The organism is Pseudomonas veronii (genome assembly GCF_001439695.1).
Lineage (GTDB): Bacteria > Pseudomonadota > Gammaproteobacteria > Pseudomonadales > Pseudomonadaceae > Aquipseudomonas > Aquipseudomonas veronii.
This window is the reverse complement of the sequence record NZ_JYLL01000010.1, coordinates 30,424-48,499: the sequence shown is the minus strand read 5'-3', so window position 1 is coordinate 48,499 and position 18,076 is coordinate 30,424. Positions and strand designations below refer to the sequence as shown.

Below are 18,076 nucleotides of genomic sequence, written 5' to 3'. Positions count from 1 at the left end.
TCCCCTCTAATATAACCCGGGTAAAACAAATATTACCCGGGTATAAATCATGGATTCTCAACATCCCCCTCGTTGCACCGCTTTCGTTCACCACCGACGTGTGGCGGACGGTCCCTATGCCCACGTTGCCCAGGCGTTGGCAGACCTTGATCTGCCGGCCGGCAGCTTCCTGGTATTCGACGATGCCACCGGCACCCAGGTCGATTACCCTTGGCCCCCGGGTTATGCACCCGAGCTGCCCGCGCCCGCAGAGGCACCAGATGAGCCGCCGACGTCCCCTGCGGTCGGGCGCCCCAAGCTGGGCGTGGTCGCCCGCGAAGTGACTTTGCTACCGCGCCATTGGGAGTGGTTGAGCCAGCAGCGTGGCGGTGCGTCGGCCGCGTTGCGGCGCTTGGTGGATGAAGCGCGCAATGCCCATGCCAGTCGTGATCAAATGCGCCAGGCCAAAGAGGCCAGCTATCGCTTCATGAGCGCCATCGGCGGTGACCTGCCGGGTTTCGAAGAGGCTTCGCGGGCACTGTTTGCCCACAACGCCGCAGACTTTTCCAACAAGATCGCGCTCTGGCCGGTGGACGTGCAGACGTACCTGGCCTGGCTGTCGCGCAACGCTTTCACTGCCTGATCATCATCCAGGGACTCGAACTACCATGGAAGTGACCCAACAACGCCCGCTGTGGCAGATCTACCTGATCTTCCTCGCACCGATGGTGCTGTCGAACTTTCTGCAGAGCTTTTCCGGCACGCTCAATGGCATCTATGTCGGGCAAATGCTCGGTACCCAGGCGTTGGCGGCGGTATCGGGGATGTTCCCCATCGTGTTTTTCTTTATCGCCCTGGTGATCGGCCTGGGGGCGGGGGCCTCGGTGTTGATCGGCCAGGCCTGGGGAGCCCGGGAAACCTCGATGGTCAAGGCGATCACCGGCGCCACCCTGACCCTTGGCGCGCTGGTGGGTTTGGTGGCGGCGGTGCTTGGCAGCCTGTTTGCGCGTCCGGCGTTACTGGCGTTGGGCACGCCGCTGGATGTGCTGGATGACGCGGTAGGTTATGCCCAGGTGATGATGCTGATCATGCCGCTGTTGTTGGTGTTTATCCTCTATACCCAGCTGCTGCGCGGCGTCAGCGACACGATTTCGCCGCTGCTGGCGCTGATGGTCTCGACATTCGTCGGTCTGCTGCTGACGCCGGCGCTGATCCGCGGCTGGATCGGCCTACCGCCCATGGGCATCCAGAGTGCGGTGTATGCCGGCCTGGTGGGCAACGCCGCGGCGATGCTGTTTCTGGTGCTGCGCCTGCGGCATAAAAACCACGTGATGGCGCCGGACCGCGCATTGCTCGCGGCCTTGCGGCTGGACCGGGTGATTCTCGGCAAAGTCCTGCGCATCGGGCTGCCCACCGGGCTACAGATGGTGGTGCTGTCATTATCCGAATTGGTCATCCTGGCCTTGGTCAACCACCACGGTTCCCAGGCAACGGCGGCCTATGGCGCGGTGACGCAGATCGTCAACTACGTGCAGTTTCCGGCACTGTCGATTGCCATCACCGCGTCGATCCTCGGCGCCCAGGCCATCGGTGCCGGGCGCCTGGAACGGATCGGGCCGATCCTGCGCACCGGGTTGCTGATCAATACCTGCCTGACTGGTGGCCTGATCCTGCTCGGCTACCTGTTGTCGCCCTGGTTGCTCGGCCTGTTCATCACCGACGACGCCGCGCGGATCAAGGCCGAACACCTGCTGCATATCATGCTGTGGAGCATCCTGGTGTTCGGCTTCCAGGCCGTGATAGGCGGGATCATGCGCGCCAGCGGCGTGGTGCTGATCCCGGTGGCGATTTCGATCTTCTGTGTGCTCGGCGTGGAGTTGCCGGTGGCCTACCTGCTCAATGCGCGGTACGGCCTGGAAGGGGTGTGGATGGCGTTTCCGGTGACGTACCTGGCGATGCTCGGCTTGCAGACCGCGTATTACCGGTTGGTGTGGCGGCATAAACAGATCACACGGCTGGTGTGATAAAAGGTTGCGCAAATCAAGGAAAGAAGGCGTTTCAATCATGGCAAACCCCTACGCCGAGTTGTTCCAGGCGCCCGGCGCCCGGGCGTTCGTACTGGCCGGTATGCTCGCGCGCATGCCCATCTCCATGACCGGCATCGGCTTGATCACCATGCTCTCGCAGGTGCATGGCGGCTACGGCCTGGCCGGCTCGGTGGCGGCGGTGTTTGCCTTGGCTACGGCATTTTGCGCGCCGCAGGTATCGCGGCTGGTTGACCGCTACAGCCAGGGCAGGGTACTGCCGATCGCCGCGCTGATCGGCGGCGGTGCGTTGTTGTTGCTGTTGTTGTGTACGCGTTTGCAGGCGCCGAACTGGGCGTTGTTCGTGTTCGCCGCGCTGGCCGGTTGCATGCCCAACATGTCAGCCATGGTCCGGGCGCGCTGGACCGAGCTGTACCGCGGCCAGCCCAAGCTCCAGACCGCGTTTGCCCTGGAGTCGGTGCTCGATGAGGTGTGCTTTATCGTCGGCCCGCCGATCTCGGTGGGGTTGTGCGTGGTGCTGTTTCCCGAGGCCGGGCCTTTGCTGGCGGCGTTGCTGTTGGCGGTCGGTGTCACGGTGTTCGTGATGCAACGCCAGACCGAGCCGCCCGTGCATGAGCGCCATGATCATCACGGGCGCTGGCTGATCGCTTCGCCCTCGGTGTTGATCCTGATGATCCTGCTGCTGGCCATGGGCGTGATTGTCGGGGTAGTGGATGTGGTCAGCGTCGCTTTCGCCCAGCACCAGGGCCAACCGGCGGCGGCGAGCATTGTGTTGTCGGTGTATGCCATCGGTTCGTGCCTGGCGGGGTTGGCGTTCGGTACGTTGAAACTCAAGGCGCCGTTGCCCCGGCAGTTCCTGTGCTGTGGTGTCGCCACGGCGCTGACCACCTTGCCATTGCTGCTGGTCACCAACATCCCCGGCCTGGCCGTGGCGATCTTCATCTCCGGGCTGTTCTTCGCCCCGACCCTGATCGTGTCCATGGCCCTGGTGGAGCGGATCGTGCCACCGAGCCGCTTGACCGAAGGCATGACCTGGCTGATCACCGGCCTGAGCATCGGCGTGGCCATCGGCGCCGCCAGCTCCGGCTGGATGATCGACCACTTCGGCGCGGCCAGCGGGTTCTGGGTGGCGCTGGCGGCGGGGGCGGTGGTGTTGGGTTCGGCGGTGTTGGGGTATCGGCGGCTGGGATAGTCAGCCGATCGCGGGGGTGGGTTTGGCGCAGTGATGTAGCAGGAACTCACTCAGCGCTTGGCGTGTCAGGTCGTTCAGGGTCACCTTCTTGCGTGTAGCTTCCAGGGCTGCGGCCAGATGAAGGTCATGCCCGACCCGCACGTTGAATGAACCCTTGCATGGTTTTTCCGGTGTTTGCCCAAGGGCCAGGCAGGTGGCGAGATAGTCGTCCACCGCCTCACGAAATGCCGCATCCAGTTCGGCGACGGTTTTCCCTTCGTAGCTCACCAGCGCCTTGATAAACAGGATCTTGCCGAACAGGCAGTTGTCTTCGAGGCTGGCTTCGATGGAGCCGATGTAGCCTTGGTGTTTCAATTGGTTGTTCACTGAATCAGTTCTCCTGATTTCAATTGTTCGATGATCTGGCGCCGAATGTAGTGTTTCAGTTCATTGCCGGGGTGAGGCTTGTGCAAGGTGATCATTGCACTGGGGTCGCCGATGTCGAACTTGACGCGGCTTCCCGCCCCTTCAATCTGTGTGTAGCCAAGACGACGCAGCAGCGTGACGAGCTCGGGCCAGGTAAATGCCATTTGCTCGTTGAGCAGTTTGGCGAGCAGCTTTTCATTTTTGGACACGGCGTTCCCTGCGTGTAACTAAATGTAGTTGCAAAAAGTGGTGTCCGTCAATGCTAGCTCGGGTTCCTCTGTCGTTCCTGGGATTGATGTAACCCTTGATGACACCTCGCTCCGCGCCGCCATCCCCCCGCTAATTTTTCCCTCTCCGGTTCGTTTTATAGGGACGACGTGCCTTTGTGCTTCCCGCCTATTGCTCCGGACTCCAAGAAATGAATGCTGAAGACTCCTTGAAACTTGCTCGCCGGTTTATCGGGTTGCCCCTGGAAAAACGCCAGCTGTTCCTCCAGGCGTTGCAGAAGGAAGGGGTGGATTTTTCGCGGTTTCCGATTCCTGCCGGGGTGGATGTGGAGGACCGCGATGCGCTGTCCTACGCACAGCAACGCATGTGGTTTCTCTGGCAGTTGGACCCGGCCAGCGGCGCCTACAACCTGCCGGGCGCCGTGCGGCTCAAGGGCGCGCTGAACCTTGGCGCGATGCAGCAGGCGTTCGCCAGCCTGGTCGAGCGTCATGAAACCCTGCGCACGGTGTTCCAGCGCCAGGCCGACGAGCGCCTGGCGCAGGTGGCGGCACAGCCGGCGCTGGCGATCGAGCAGCACGACCTCAGCGACCTGGCCCCCGCCGAGCGCGAGCAGGCCGTCAACGCCGCGGCCACCCGCCAGTCGCTGCTGCCGTTCGATCTGGAGCACGGTCCGCTGCTGCGCGTGCAGCTGTTGAAACTCGACGAGCAGGAACACGTGCTGCTGCTGACCCTGCACCACATCGTCTCCGATGGCTGGTCGATGAACGTCTTGATCGACGAGTTCATCCGTTTCTACGACGCGCATGAGCGCAACGAGGCGCCGCAACTGCCGGCGCTGCCGATCCAGTACAGCGACTATGCCCTGTGGCAACGCCGCTGGCTGGAAGCAGGGGAGCAGGCGCGTCAGCTGGAATACTGGCAAGCGCGGCTGGGTGATGAGCATCCGGTTCTGGAATTGCCCAGCGACCGCCCACGCCCGGCCATGCCCAGCTACAGGGGCACGCGCCACACCTTCGCGATCGATCCGGATCTGGCCGCGCAACTGCGCAGCTGCGCGCAAACACACAACGTCACGCTGTTCATGCTGCTGCTCGGAGCGTTCAATGTGCTGCTGCATCGCTACACCGGCCAGGGCGACATCCGCGTCGGCGTGCCGATCGCCAACCGCAACCGGACCGAAGTCGAAGGGCTGATCGGTTTCTTCGTCAACACCCAAGTGCTGCGCACCGAACTGACCGGGCAAACCCGCGTCAGCGAGCTGCTGCATGCCATCAAGGAGCATGCCCTGGGCGCCCAGGCCCATCAGGACTTGCCCTTCGAACGCCTGGTGGAAGCGCTGAACGTCGAGCGCAGCCTGAGCCATACGCCGTTGTTCCAGGTGATGTACAACCACCAGCCGGTGGTGGCCGACATCGCCTCGATCCGCACGGCCTCCGGCCTGGAACTGGCCGCGGTGGAGTGGCAGGGCCGCACCACCCAGTTCGACCTGACCCTCGACACCTACGAACAGTCCGGCACCCTGCATGCCGCGCTGACCTACGCCAACGACCTGTTCGACGCGCCATCCATCGCACGCATGGCACGGCACTGGATCAGTCTGTTGCAGGCCATGGTCGCCGATGGCGAGCAGCGCGTCGGTGAGTTGCCGATGCTCGCCGCCGATGAGCAGCAGGTCCTGGTGAGCGCCTGGAACCAGACCGCGCAGGCCTATCCGAGCGAGCGCGGCATTCATCAGTTGATCGAAGACCAGGTGCGCGCCACGCCGGAGGCGCCGGCGCTGGTGTTCGGTGCGACCACGCTGACCTACGCCCAGCTCGACGCCCGCGCCAACCAGCTGGCCCATGCCTTGCGCGAGCAGGGGGTTGGCCCCGATGCCTTGGTGGGTCTTTGCATCGAGCGCTCGATCGAAATGGTGGTCGGCCTGCTGGGGATTCTCAAAGCCGGCGCTGCCTATGTCCCGCTCGACCCCGAATATCCCCCGGAACGCCTGGCCTACATGATCGAAGACAGCGGCATCCAGCTGCTGCTCAGCCAGCAAAGCCTGCTGCCGTCGCTGCCGGTCGCGGCTGTCCAGGTGATTGCCCTGGACGCGCCCGCGCTGTGGCTCGATGGCTACAGCTGCGAAGCGCCCGCCGTGGCGATTCACGGGCTGAACCTCGCGTATGTGATCTACACCTCCGGCTCCACCGGCCAACCCAAGGGCGCCGGCAACAGCCATCGCGCGCTGGTCAACCGCCTGTGCTGGATGCAACAGGCCTACACGCTGGAGGCCAGCGATGCGGTGCTGCAGAAAACCCCGTTCAGCTTCGACGTGTCGGTGTGGGAGTTCTTCTGGCCGTTGATGACTGGTGCGCGCCTGGTGGTCGCGGCCCCTGGCGAACACCGCGAGCCGGCGCGCCTGATTGCGACCATCGGCCGACACGCAATCACCACCGTGCATTTCGTGCCGTCGATGCTCCAGGCGTTTATCCATGAGCCGGGCGTGCAGGCCTGCACTGGCCTCAAGCGCATCGTCTGCAGCGGCGAGGCCTTGCCGTTGGATGCGCAGAGCCAAGTGTTCGCCAAACTGCCACGGGCCGCTCTGTTCAACCTCTATGGCCCGACCGAAGCGGCCATCGACGTGACCCACTGGAGCTGTGTCGATGAAGGCGCCGACAGCGTGCCCATCGGCCGCCCGATCGCCAACCTCCACACCTACGTGCTCGACGCCCAGCTCAACCCGGTGCCGGCCGGCGTCTCCGGCGAGCTCTACCTGGGCGGCAGCGGCCTGGCGCGCAGTTACCACCGGCGTGCGGCCCTGACCGCCGAGCGTTTCGTGCCCAGCCCGTTCGCTGACGGCGCACGTGTGTACCGCACTGGCGACCGCGTGCGCCAGCGGGCCGACGGCGTGATCGAGTACCTCGGCCGTCTCGATCATCAGGTCAAACTGCGCGGTCTGCGCATCGAACTGGGCGAAATCGAGACGCGCCTGCTGCAGCATCCCGGCGTGCGTGAGGCGGTGGTGCTGGTGCAGGGCGGCAAGCACTTGGTGGCCTACCTGGTGTTGGAAGGCGAAGCGCCCACCGACCTCAAGGCGTGGCTGCTCGGCAGCCTGCCGGAGTACATGGTGCCGACCCATATGCTGCACCTGGATCAATTGCCGGTGACCGCCAATGGCAAGCTGGATCGCAAAGCGCTGCCAGTGCCGGACGCCGCCGCGCAGCAGGCCTATAGCGCCCCGCAAAGCCCCGTGCAGCAGGCGCTGGCCGCAATCTGGGGCGATGTGCTCGGCATCCCGCAGGTCGGCCTGGACGACAATTTTTTCGAGCTGGGCGGCGATTCGATCATCTCCATCCAAGTGGTCAGCCGCGCGCGCCAGGCAGGCATTCGCCTCAGCCCGCGCGACCTGTTCCAGTACCAGAGCGTGCGCAGCCTGGCGTTGGTGGCGACCTTCGAGCAGGCCGCGAGCGTCGACCAGGGCCCGGTCAGCGGTGAGGTGATGCTGACTCCGGTGCAGCAGAGCTTCTTCGCCCAGGCCATCCCGGTGCGCGAACATTGGAACCAGTCGTTGCTGTTGATCCCGCGTGAAGCCCTGGAGCCTGCGCGTCTCGACGCGGCCTTGACCCAGGTGATCAATCATCACGACGCTTTGCGCCTGCGTTTTGTCGAGCAGGCCGAAGGCTGGCAGCAAACCCATGCCGCGCCGATCGCCGCGCCCGGATTGTGGCAATCCCACGCCAGCGACGACACAGAACTGGCCGCACTCTGCGAGGCGGCCCAGCGCAGCCTCGATCTTGAACAAGGCCCGCTGCTGCGCGCCGTTCTGGTGAGCATGGCCGACGGCACCCAGCGCCTGTTGCTGGTGGTCCATCACCTGGTGGTGGACGGCGTGTCCTGGCGCATCCTGCTCGAAGACCTGCAACAGGCCTACGGCGCTGCGCCGCTGCCGGCCAAGACCTGCGCCTACCAAGTGTGGGCCCGGCAGTTGCAGGCCCATGCACAGACCCTCAACGCGCAACTGGCGTACTGGCAGGCGCAGACGGCCGACGCCGATTTGCCTTGCGACAACCCGCAAGGCGGCCTGCAAAATCGCCTGGGCGCCAAGCTGGAAATCCGCCTTGACGCCGAACACACCCGTCAACTGCTGCAAGACGCCCCGGCCGCCTATCGCACCCAGGTCAACGACCTGCTGCTGAGCGCATTGGTGCGGGTGATCTGCCGGTGGAGCGGCCAGACGGCTGCGCTGATCCAGCTGGAAGGCCATGGCCGTGAAGACCTGTTCGACAATGTCGACCTGAGCCGTACCGTCGGTTGGTTCACCAGCCTGTTCCCGCTGCGCCTGCAGGCCGAGGGCGGGTTGGCGGATGCGATCAAGTCGGTCAAGGAGCAACTGCGGGGCGTGCCCGATAAAGGCATCGGCTACGGCCTGTTGCGTTACCTCGGCACACCGGACGCCCGCGAAGCCCTATCAAGCCTTGCCGCGCCGCGCATCACCTTCAACTACCTGGGCCAATTCGATCGCCAGTTCAACCAATCGGCGCTGTTCGTGCCGGCCACCGGGGGCAGCGGTCAGGCCCAGGACCCCGAAGCGCCGCTGGCCAACTGGTTGACGCTGGAAGGCCAGGTGTACGGTGGGGAATTGACCCTGCAGTGGGGCTTCAGCCGTGAGATGTTCGAGGTGTCGACAATCCAGCGCCTGGCGGATGACTATACGGCGGAACTCAAGGCCCTGATCGTGCATTGTTGTGCCACGCCGGCAGGGCAGGTCACCCCGTCGGACTTCCCGTTGGCGCGTCTGACCCAGCGCCAGTTGGATGGGCTGCCCGTCGCGGGACCGGCCATTGCCGATCTCTACCCGCTGTCGCCGATGCAGCAGGGCATGCTGTTCCACAGCCTGTACGAGCCCGAGGCCCAGGCCTATATCAACCAGTTGCGCCTGGACATCGGCGGCCTCGATCTTTTGGCGTTCGGTCGCGCCTGGCAGGCCGCGCTGGAGCGGCATGACATCCTGCGCAGCAGCTTCCACTGGCTGGGCCTGGACAGTGCCCATCAGTTGATCCAGCGGCAGGTCGACTTGCCGTTGCAAGTCATCGAAGACCCCGACGCCGACGTCGAGGCCCTCGCCGCAGCCGAGCGCGACAAGGGCTTCGCGCTCGACGCGGCGCCGCTGTTTCGCCTGTTGCTGGTACGCGGTGCCGGCGCGACCTGGCAGCTGATTTTCACCAGCCACCACATCCTGATGGATGGCTGGAGCAACGCCCAATTGCTGGGCGAAGTCATCGCCCACTATGCCGGCCATACCGTGCCGGCACCGCTGGGACAGTTCCGCGATTATCTGGGTTGGCTGCAACAACAAGGGTCGGGCGAAGCCTTCTGGAAAGCCACGCTGGCGCCGTTGCAAGCGCCCACCTTGCTGGCGCAGGCGCTGCGTGTGCCGGCCCACGCCACAGGGATGGCCGACCATCAGGTGGTGCTCGACAGCGACTTCACCCAAGCGCTCGGCGAGTTTGCCCGCCGCCAGAAAATCACCCTCAACACCTTGCTGCAAGGGGCGTGGAGCCTGTTGCTGCAGCGCTACACCGGCCAGGATTGCGTGGCGTTCGGTGCCACCGTCGCCGGGCGTTCGGCGCCGCTGCCGGGGATCGAGCAGCAACTGGGCCTGTTTATCAACACCTTGCCGCTCGTCAGCCTGGCCGCGCCGGCCCAATCGGCCGCGTGCTGGCTCAGCGAGCTGCAAGCGCTGAACCTGAGCCTGCGCGATCACGAACATGTGCCGCTCTACGACATCCAGGGCTGGGCGGGCCAGCAGGGCGCGTTGTTCGACACCTTGCTGGTGTTCGAAAACTTCCCGGTGGCCGAAGCCCTGAAACAGGGCGCGCCCGCAGGCCTGACCTTTGGCCGCCTGCACAACCATGAACGCACCCACTACCCGCTGACCCTGGGGATTGAGCTGGGGGCGAACCTGCGCCTGGAATGGAGCTACGACCGCGCGCGTTTCAGTGCCGATCAGGTCGCGCGATTGAGCGCCAACCTGCAGCACCTGCTGGTGCAACTGCTCGTCGATGCGCAGGCGCCGCTCGGCAACTTGCGCCTGCTCGACCCCACCACGCAGCGCGACATGCTCGCCCTGGGCCGGGCACCCGGCGCGGCCCTACGTGAGCTGCACGTGCATCAACGCATTGCCGCCCAGGCCGCCGCCACCCCGGATGCGCTGGCGGTGCAGGCCGGCGAAGCGCGCTTGAGCTATGCCCAGCTCAACGACCACGCCAACCGCCTGGCCCATCGCCTGCTGGCGCTGGGCGTGGGGCCTGGGCAGCGCGTGGGCCTGGCCTGCCGACGTGGCCCGCAGTTGATCGTCAGTCTGCTGGCGGTACTTAAAAGCGGCGCCGCCTATGTGCCGCTGGACCCGAAATACCCCAACGAACGCCTGGCCTACATGCTGGCGGACAGTCGTGTGGACCTGCTGCTCAGCGAAACCGGGCTGCTCGCCGACTTGCCGCTGCCGCAAGGTCTGACCCGTGTGGACTTCAGCGCATCCGGCGCTGAGTTGGCCGCTTACCCGCGCGCCAATCCGCCCAGCCACGTGGGCGCCGCCGACCTGGCCTACGTGATCTACACCTCCGGCTCCACCGGCCAACCCAAGGGCGTGGCCATCGATCACGCCGCCCTCGGCCAGTTCTGCGACAGCGCCGCGGTCTACAGCCGGCTGTGTGCAGCGGACCGTGTACTGCAGTTCGCCACGTTCAGCTTCGACGGCTTTGTCGAGCAGTGCTACCCGCCGCTGTGTATGGGCGCTGCGTTGATCATGCGTGGCGATGAACTGTGGGACGCCGGGCAACTGGCGCGGGAAATCGTCGAGCAGGGCGTGACCCTCGCTGACTTGCCGGCGGCGTACTGGTACCTGCTGGCCAAGGAATGTGCGGTCGAACACCGCGCCCTGGGCAATCTGCGCCAGGTGCATGTGGGCGGCGAAGCCATGTCGGTGGAAGGCCTGCGCGCCTGGCACGCCGCCGGCCTGGGCCACGTGCGGCTGGTCAACACCTATGGGCCGACCGAGGCCACGGTGGTGTCCAGCGTGCATGACTGCCAGTTGCTGGATGCCAGTGACGCGTTCGGCGTGCCCATCGGCCAGGCCATCGAAGGCCGTTCGCTGTATGTGCTCGACAGTGCGTTCGAGCTGCTGGCCACCGAGGGCGTCGGCGAGCTGTGCATCGGTGCCGAGTACGGCCTGGCCCAGCGTTATTTCGACCGCCCGGCGCTGACGGCCGAGCGCTTCCTGCCGGACCCGTTTTCCGCCGTGCCGGGGGCGCGGCTCTACCGCAGTGGCGACCTGGCCCGTTACAACCAGGCCGGTGCGTTGGAGTACGTCGGGCGCATCGATCATCAGGTGAAGATTCGCGGTTTCCGTATCGAAATCGGCGAAATCGAGGCCAGCCTGCAAGGCTTGCCGCAGGTGCGTGAGGCGGCAGTCATCGCGCAGCCGGGCGCTGTGGGTGCGCAATTGGTGGCCTACGTGGTGCCGACCCAGGGCCAGCGCCTGGACACCCAGGCGCTGGCGGCGACCTTGCACCGTGTGTTGCCCGACTACATGGTGCCGGCGCAGTGGGTGGTGCTCGATGCCTTGCCGTTGAACAACAACGGCAAGCTGGACCGCCGCGCACTGCCGGCACCGGACCTGAACCAGCCCCGACAGGCCCACCGCGCCCCGCACAGCCCGCTGGCGATCCGGTTGGCAGCGATCTGGCAAGCGGTGTTGCAGGTCGAGCGCGTGGGGCTCGATGACCATTTCTTCGAGCGCGGCGGCCATTCGTTGCTGGCCACCCAGGTGATCTCCCGCGTGCGCCATGACCTCAAGCTGGAAGTGCCGTTGCGCGCGCTGTTCGAGCAGCCGACGCTGGAGGCCTTCGCGACCGCGTGCGCCGGCGTGCAGGGCGACACGGCACCGACGCTGCAGGCGGCCGGGCGTGACCGGCCGTTGGCGTTGTCGTTCGCCCAGGAGCGCCAATGGTTCCTCTGGCAACTGGACCCGACCAGCGCCGCCTATCACGTCCCCGCCGCACTGCACCTGCGCGGCCCGTTGGATATCGCTGCGCTGGAACACGCTTTCCGCGCCCTGGTGCAGCGTCATGAACCGCTGCGCACCACCTTCGTGGAGGAGGGCGAGCAGACCTGGCAGGTGATCCACCCCCACCTGGCGATTGCACTGGCGCATCAGCACATCGCTGCAGCCGCGATCGAAGCGACGGTGGCGCAGGAGATCCAGCGCCCGTTCGACCTGGTCAACGGCCCGCTGATGCGCGTCACGTTGCTGCACGTCGAAGCGGAGCACCATGTGCTGGTAATCACCCAGCACCACATCATCTCCGATGGTGGGTCGATGCAGGTGATGGTCGACGAACTGCTGGCCCTGTATCAGGGCCAGGCGCCGTTGCCGGCGTTGCCGCTGCACTATGCCGACTATGCCCTGTGGCAACGCGAGTGGATGGCCGCCGGGGAGAAACAGCGCCAACTCGATTATTGGTGCGCCCGCCTGGGCAGCGAACATCCGCTGCTGGAGCTGCCCCTGGACCACCCGCGTCCGGCGCTGCAAAGCCATCGCGGCGCGCGCCGACAACTGCATCTGGACGCCGCGCTGGTCGCCGAACTCAAGGCCCTCGCCCAGCGTCAGGACGTGACCCTGTTCATGCTGCTGCTCGCCGCGTTCCAGGCCTTGCTGTTTCGCTACAGCGGCCAGTCCGCGATCCGTGTCGGGGTGCCGATCGCCAACCGCAATCGCCTGGAAACCGAGCGGCTGATCGGCTTCTTCGTCAACACCCAGGTGCTGCAGGCCGAGCTGCATGGGCAGATGGGCTTCGACCGCCTGCTGGCCCAGGTCAAGCAACGTGCGGTGGAGGCCCAGGCCCATCAGGACTTGCCCTTCGAACAACTGGTGGAAGCGCTGCAACCGGAGCGCAGCCTCAGCCATAACCCGTTGTTCCAAGTGATGTTCAATCACCAGGACAACCTGCGCGCCGGCCCGCTACAGTTGCCTGGCCTGGACCTGCAAGCGGTGGATTGGACCGGCCACAGCACCCAGTTCGACCTCAACCTGGAAACCGAGGAGTCGGCCGATGGCCTCTGGGCTGCGTTGACCTACGCCACCGACCTGTTCGAACCGGCGACCATCGAGCGCCTCGCCGAGCATTGGCAGAACCTGCTGCGCGCCGTGGTGCGCGATGCCTCCCAACCCCTGGATGAGCTGGCGCTGCTCAGCGCATCGCAGTGGCGGCAGATGCTCGAAGCGTGGAACCACACGGCCTTTGATTACCCCCGCGAGCGCTGTGTGCATCAGCTGTTCGAAGCGCAGGCCCTGGCCCAGCCCGACGCCATCGCTGTGCAATTCAACGACGACGCCTTGAGTTATGCCGAACTCAACCGCCGCGCCAATCGCCTGGCCCATCGCCTGATCGCGGCGGGTGTCGGCCCGGACGTGCTGGTGGCGGTGCATGTGGAGCGTTCCCTGGACATGGCGGTCGGCCTGCTGGCGACCCTCAAGGCCGGTGGCGCCTATGTGCCGCTCGACCCGCAGTTCCCGGCGGAGCGCCTGGCGTTCATGCTCGAAGACAGCCGCGCCCGGGTGCTGCTGACCCAGCCAGCGCTGATCGGCCGACTGGCGCAACCGCAAGGTCTGCACGTGCTGCTGGTCGATGACAGCGACGCTGGCGAACACAACCCGCAAGTGGACGTCAGTCCGGAACACCTGGCCTACGTGATCTACACCTCCGGCTCCACCGGCCAGCCCAAGGGCGTGATGGTGCGCCACCGCGGGCTGTGCAGTTTCACCTGCGGCATGGCCGCCAGCCTGGACATCGGCCGGGAGGCGCGGGTGCTGTCGCTGACCACGTTCTCGTTCGACATCTTCGCCCTGGAGCTGTACGTGCCGCTGACGGTTGGCGCCACGGTGCTGCTGAGCGGCCAGGCCCTGGCCCTCGACCCGGAGGCGATTATCGACCTGGCGCACCACCAGTGCGCCAATGTGCTGCAAGCCACGCCGTCAACCTGGCGCATGCTGCTGGACAGCCCGCGTGCCGAGCGGCTGCATGGCATCAAGGCACTGTGCGGCGGCGAAGCGCTGCCGGCCGACCTGGCCCAGCGTCTGCTCGATCTGCAAGGCCCGGTGTGGAACCTGTATGGCCCCACGGAAACCACCATCTGGTCGGCCGCCCATCGCCTGTTGGCGCCGCAGCCTTTTGTCGGGCGGCCGATTGCCAATACCGCGTTGTTCATCCTCAACGCCGGGCTCAGCCCATGCCCGTTGGGCGCGGCCGGTGAGCTGCTGATCGGCGGTGTCGGCCTGGCGCGCGGTTACCACGCACGGCCGGCGCTCACCGCCGAACGCTTCGTGCCCAACCCTTATGGCGCGCCGGGCGAACGCCTGTACCGTACCGGTGACCTGGCGCGCTACCGCGACCACGGCGTGGTGGAGTACATCGGCCGGGTCGACCAGCAGGTCAAGGTGCGCGGTTTCCGTATCGAACTGGGCGAAATCGAAGCCTGCCTGCGCGAACACCCCGGCGTGCGCGAAGCCGTGGTGCTGGCCGACAACGACCGCTTGATCGCCTATCTGGTGACCTCCGCCCCACAGACGCCGCAGGTCTACCAAGCTGCCTTGCGCGAGCGTTTGCCGGACTACATGGTGCCGGCGTACCTGATGTGCCTCGACAGCCTGCCCTTGACCCCCAACGGCAAGCTCGACCGCAAGGCTCTGCCCTGCGTGGACGCCAGCCTGTTGCTCAAAGGCCATGTTGCCCCCGTCACACTGCGCCAACAGCAGGTGGCGGCGATCTGGGCCGAGGTGCTGGGCGTGCCCCAGGTCGGCCTCGACGACCACTTCTTCGAACTGGGCGGGCATTCGCTGCTGGCCACCCGCGTGGTGTCGCGGGTCCGCCAGGCGCTGGCGCTGGAAGTGGCGCTCAAGACCCTGTTCGAACACCCGGCGCTGGGTGACTTCGTCGCGGCGCTGGGCGAGGAGGGCGTAGTTGCGCCGGCGATGCTCAAGGCCGACCGCACCCAACCGTTGCCACTGTCCTATGCCCAGGAACGCCAATGGTTCCTCTGGCAACTCGACCCGCACAGCGCCGCGTACCACATCCCCAGCGCCCTGCGCCTGAAAGGCGCGCTGGACCTGGCCGCGCTGCAACGCAGTTTCGACACCTTGCTGGCGCGCCACGAAAGCCTGCGCACCCATCTGCATCAGGACGCCAGCGGCACACGGCAAGTGATTGAAGAATCGGGCCTGATCGACGTCGACCAGGCCGACAGCGACGAAGCCGGGCTCAAGGCGCAGGTCGCTGCCGAGGTCGCGCGTCCGTTCGACCTGCTGCGCGGGCCGTTGCTGCGGGTCACGTTGCTGCGCCTGGCTGAGGATGACCACGTGCTGGTGCTGGTGCAGCACCATATCGTCTCGGATGGCTGGTCGATGCAACTGATGGTCGAAGAACTGGTGCGGCTCTACGCCGCGTTCAGCCAGGGAACCACGCCGCACCTGCCGGCCTTGCCGATCCAGTACGCCGACTACGCCCTGTGGCAGCGTCAATGGATGGAGGCCGGTGAGACCGCGCGTCAACTGGCTTACTGGCGTGAGCAACTGGGCGGTGTGCAACCGGTGCTGGAATTGCCGGTCGACTACCCGCGCCCAGCGCTGCAAAGCCACCGTGGCGCGCGCCTGGGTATTGAGCTGGCGGCGCCGTTGCTCGCCGGTTTGCGCAGCCTGGCGCAGCGCACCGGGGTGACGTTGCCGATGGTGTTGCTGGCGTCGTACCAGGCCTTGCTGCACCGCTACAGCGGTCAGGAGGACGTGCGCGTCGGCGTGCCGATTGCCAACCGCAATCGCCTGGAAACCGAAGGGTTGATCGGCTTCTTCGTCAACACCCAGGTGCTCAAGGCCGATATCCACGGGCAGATGAGCGTCGAGCACTTGCTGCACCAGACGCGTCAACGCTCCCTTGAGGCCCAGGCCCATCAGGACCTGCCGTTCGAGCAGTTGGTGGAGGCCTTGCAGCCCGAGCGCAGCCTGAGCCTGAGCCCGCTGTTCCAGGTGTTGTTCAACCACCGCGTGACGTCGGTCGACAGCCATTGGCAGCGCCTCACCGAGCTTGACGTCGAGGTCCTGAGTTGGGATGAAGGCGTCGCCCAGTTCGACCTGGCGCTGGACGTCGAGGAAAGCCAGACGCTATTGCGTGCGTCCCTGAGCTACGCCACCGACCTGTTCGCCCCGGCGACCATCGCACGCATGGCCGGCCACTGGCAGAACCTGTTGCAGGCGATGGTCGCCGATCCGCAGCAGACCCTCGGCCAGTTGAACCTGTTGGACGGGGATGAACAGCGGCACATCCTGCAGTTGTGGAATCAATCCGACGCCGGCTTCCCGGCCCAGCGCCTGGTACACGAGTTGGTCGCCGAGCGTGCGCGGGAAAACCCGCAGGCGATCGCGATCAAGTTCGACACGCAAACCCTGACCTACGGCGAGCTGGACCGCCAGGCCAACCAGTTGGCCCACGCGTTGATCGCCCGTGGCGTCGGCCCGGAAGTGCGCGTGGCGATTGCCATGCCGCGCAGTGCGGAGATCATGGTGGCGTTCCTCGCGGTGCTGAAAGCTGGCGGCGTGTATGTGCCGCTGGACGTCGAATACCCGCGTGATCGCCTGCTGTACATGATGCAGGACAGCCGCGCCAAGCTGCTGTTGACCCATACCGCCGTGCAGCAGCAACTGCCGATTGCCGAAGGCCTGGATACGCTCGCCATCGACCGCACCGAAACCTGGAGCGGCTTCAGCGACACTGCGCCGTCGGTTGATCTGGACGGCGACAACCTCGCCTACGTGATCTACACCTCCGGCTCCACCGGCATGCCCAAGGGCGTGGCGGTGGCCCACGGTCCGCTGGTGGCGCATATCATCGCCACCGGCGAACGCTACGAAACCGGCCCGGCCGATTGCGAATTGCACTTCATGTCCTTCGCTTTCGACGGCTCCCACGAAGGCTGGATGCACCCGCTGATCAACGGCGCGAGCGTGCTGATTCGCGATGACAGCCTGTGGCTGCCGGAATACACCTACGCGCAAATGCACCGTCACAACGTGACCATGGCCGTGTTCCCGCCGGTGTACCTGCAACAGTTGGCCGAGCATGCCGAGCGCGACGGTAATCCGCCGAAGGTGCGTGTTTACTGCTTCGGTGGGGATGCCGTGGCCCAGGCCAGCTACGACCTGGCCTGGCGTGCGCTAAAGCCGACCTACCTGTTCAACGGCTACGGCCCGACCGAAACCGTGGTCACGCCGTTGTTGTGGAAAGCACGCAAGGGCGATCCCTGCGGCGCCGTGTACGCACCGATCGGCACGCTGTTGGGCAACCGCAGCGGCTACATCCTCGACGCCCAACTCAACCTGCAACCCATCGGCGTCGCTGGCGAGCTGTACCTGGGCGGCGAGGGCGTGGCGCGCGGTTATCTGGAACGTCCGGCACTCACCGCCGAACGCTTCGTCCCCGACCCGTTCGGCAAACCCGGCAGCCGCGTGTACCGCAGCGGCGACCTGACCCGTGGCCGCCCGGATGGCGTGGTGGATTACCTCGGCCGTGTCGACCACCAGGTGAAAATCCGCGGTTTCCGTATCGAGCTGGGCGAGATCGAAGCGCGGCTGCGCGAGCAGGACAGCGTTGGCGAAACCGTGGTGGTGGCTCAGGAAGGCCCGACCGGCAAGCAACTGGTGGCCTACGTGGTGCCGGCAGATGCCAGCCTGGCCAACCACACCGAGTGGCGCGACACCCTGCGCCGCGCCCTGAAAACCCGCCTGCCGGATTACATGGTGCCCGCGCACTTCATGTTCCTGGCGCAAATGCCGCTGACCCCCAACGGCAAACTCGACCGCAAGGGCCTGCCCGAGCCGGACGCGAGCCTGATGCAACAGGCCTACGTCGCCCCCGAAACCGAGCTGGAACAGCAGATCGCCGCGATCTGGGCCGAGGTGCTGCGCCTGCCGCACGTGGGCCTGAACGACAACTTCTTCGAGGTCGGCGGCCACTCGTTGCTGGCGATCCAGATCACCTCGCGGGTCCAGGCCGAACTGGGCCTGGAAGTGCCGCTGGTGGAAGTGTTCCAGACCGAAACCCTGCGCGCCTACGTGCAGGCCGCTGCCGCCTTCCGCGCCGGCAGCGCGCAAGATTTTGACGACCTTCGTGACTTTTTGAGCGAACTAGAGGCGATTTGACCC

At 65.8% G+C, this 18,076-nt stretch carries 6 protein-coding genes; 4 read left to right on the top strand and 2 right to left on the bottom strand.

The genetic code is table 11. The features are described 5' to 3' along the window. Positions 1-49: 49 nt before the first annotated feature. The 3 genes from TU80_RS14775 to TU80_RS14765 are packed head-to-tail and all read left to right on the top strand — an operon-like array spanning position 50 to position 3,216. A complete protein-coding gene (locus TU80_RS14775) occupies positions 50-622 on the top strand; it encodes a DUF2239 family protein (protein ID WP_057004783.1) in 573 nt (190 codons plus the stop codon). Between the two features lie 25 nt (positions 623-647). After that, entirely contained in the window at positions 648-2,003 is a 1,356-nt protein-coding gene (locus tag TU80_RS14770; RefSeq protein WP_057004782.1) for an MATE family efflux transporter, read from the top strand. Positions 2,004-2,043: 40 nt separating this feature from the next. Next, positions 2,044-3,216 carry an MFS transporter gene (locus TU80_RS14765; protein WP_057004781.1) on the top strand — a complete coding sequence of 391 codons (1,173 nt, stop codon included), beginning with the start codon at positions 2,044-2,046 and terminating at the stop codon, positions 3,214-3,216. On the opposite strand, the gene TU80_RS14760 is transcribed toward TU80_RS14765, so the two are convergent. Both TU80_RS14760 and TU80_RS14755 read right to left on the bottom strand, forming a co-directional pair. Next, positions 3,217-3,582 (bottom strand): type II toxin-antitoxin system HicB family antitoxin, encoded by a 366-nt coding sequence (locus TU80_RS14760; RefSeq protein ID WP_046488352.1) that lies wholly within the window; start codon positions 3,580-3,582, stop codon positions 3,217-3,219. Next, entirely contained in the window at positions 3,579-3,830 is a 252-nt protein-coding gene (locus tag TU80_RS14755; protein WP_027607491.1) for a type II toxin-antitoxin system HicA family toxin, read from the bottom strand. The genes TU80_RS14760 and TU80_RS14755 overlap by 4 nt, the downstream gene beginning before the upstream one ends. A 209-nt stretch (positions 3,831-4,039) precedes the next feature. Here TU80_RS14755 and TU80_RS14750 point away from each other — a divergent pair, with 209 nt between their 5' ends. Further along, positions 4,040-18,073 (top strand): non-ribosomal peptide synthase/polyketide synthase, encoded by a 14,034-nt coding sequence (locus TU80_RS14750; protein WP_057004780.1) that lies wholly within the window; start codon positions 4,040-4,042, stop codon positions 18,071-18,073. The last annotated feature ends 3 nt before the right edge of the window (positions 18,074-18,076 follow it).

Bases quoted from the DNA above. Each gene is read 5' to 3' on its own strand.
- TU80_RS14765 (WP_057004781.1), top strand. From the start codon at position 2,044: ATGGCAAACCCCTACGCCGAGTTGTTCCAGGCGCCCGGCGCCCGGGCG.
- TU80_RS14750 (WP_057004780.1), top strand. From the start codon at position 4,040: ATGAATGCTGAAGACTCCTTGAAACTTGCTCGCCGGTTTATCGGGTTG.
- TU80_RS14770 (WP_057004782.1), top strand. From the start codon at position 648: ATGGAAGTGACCCAACAACGCCCGCTGTGGCAGATCTACCTGATCTTC.
- TU80_RS14775 (WP_057004783.1), top strand. From the start codon at position 50: ATGGATTCTCAACATCCCCCTCGTTGCACCGCTTTCGTTCACCACCGA.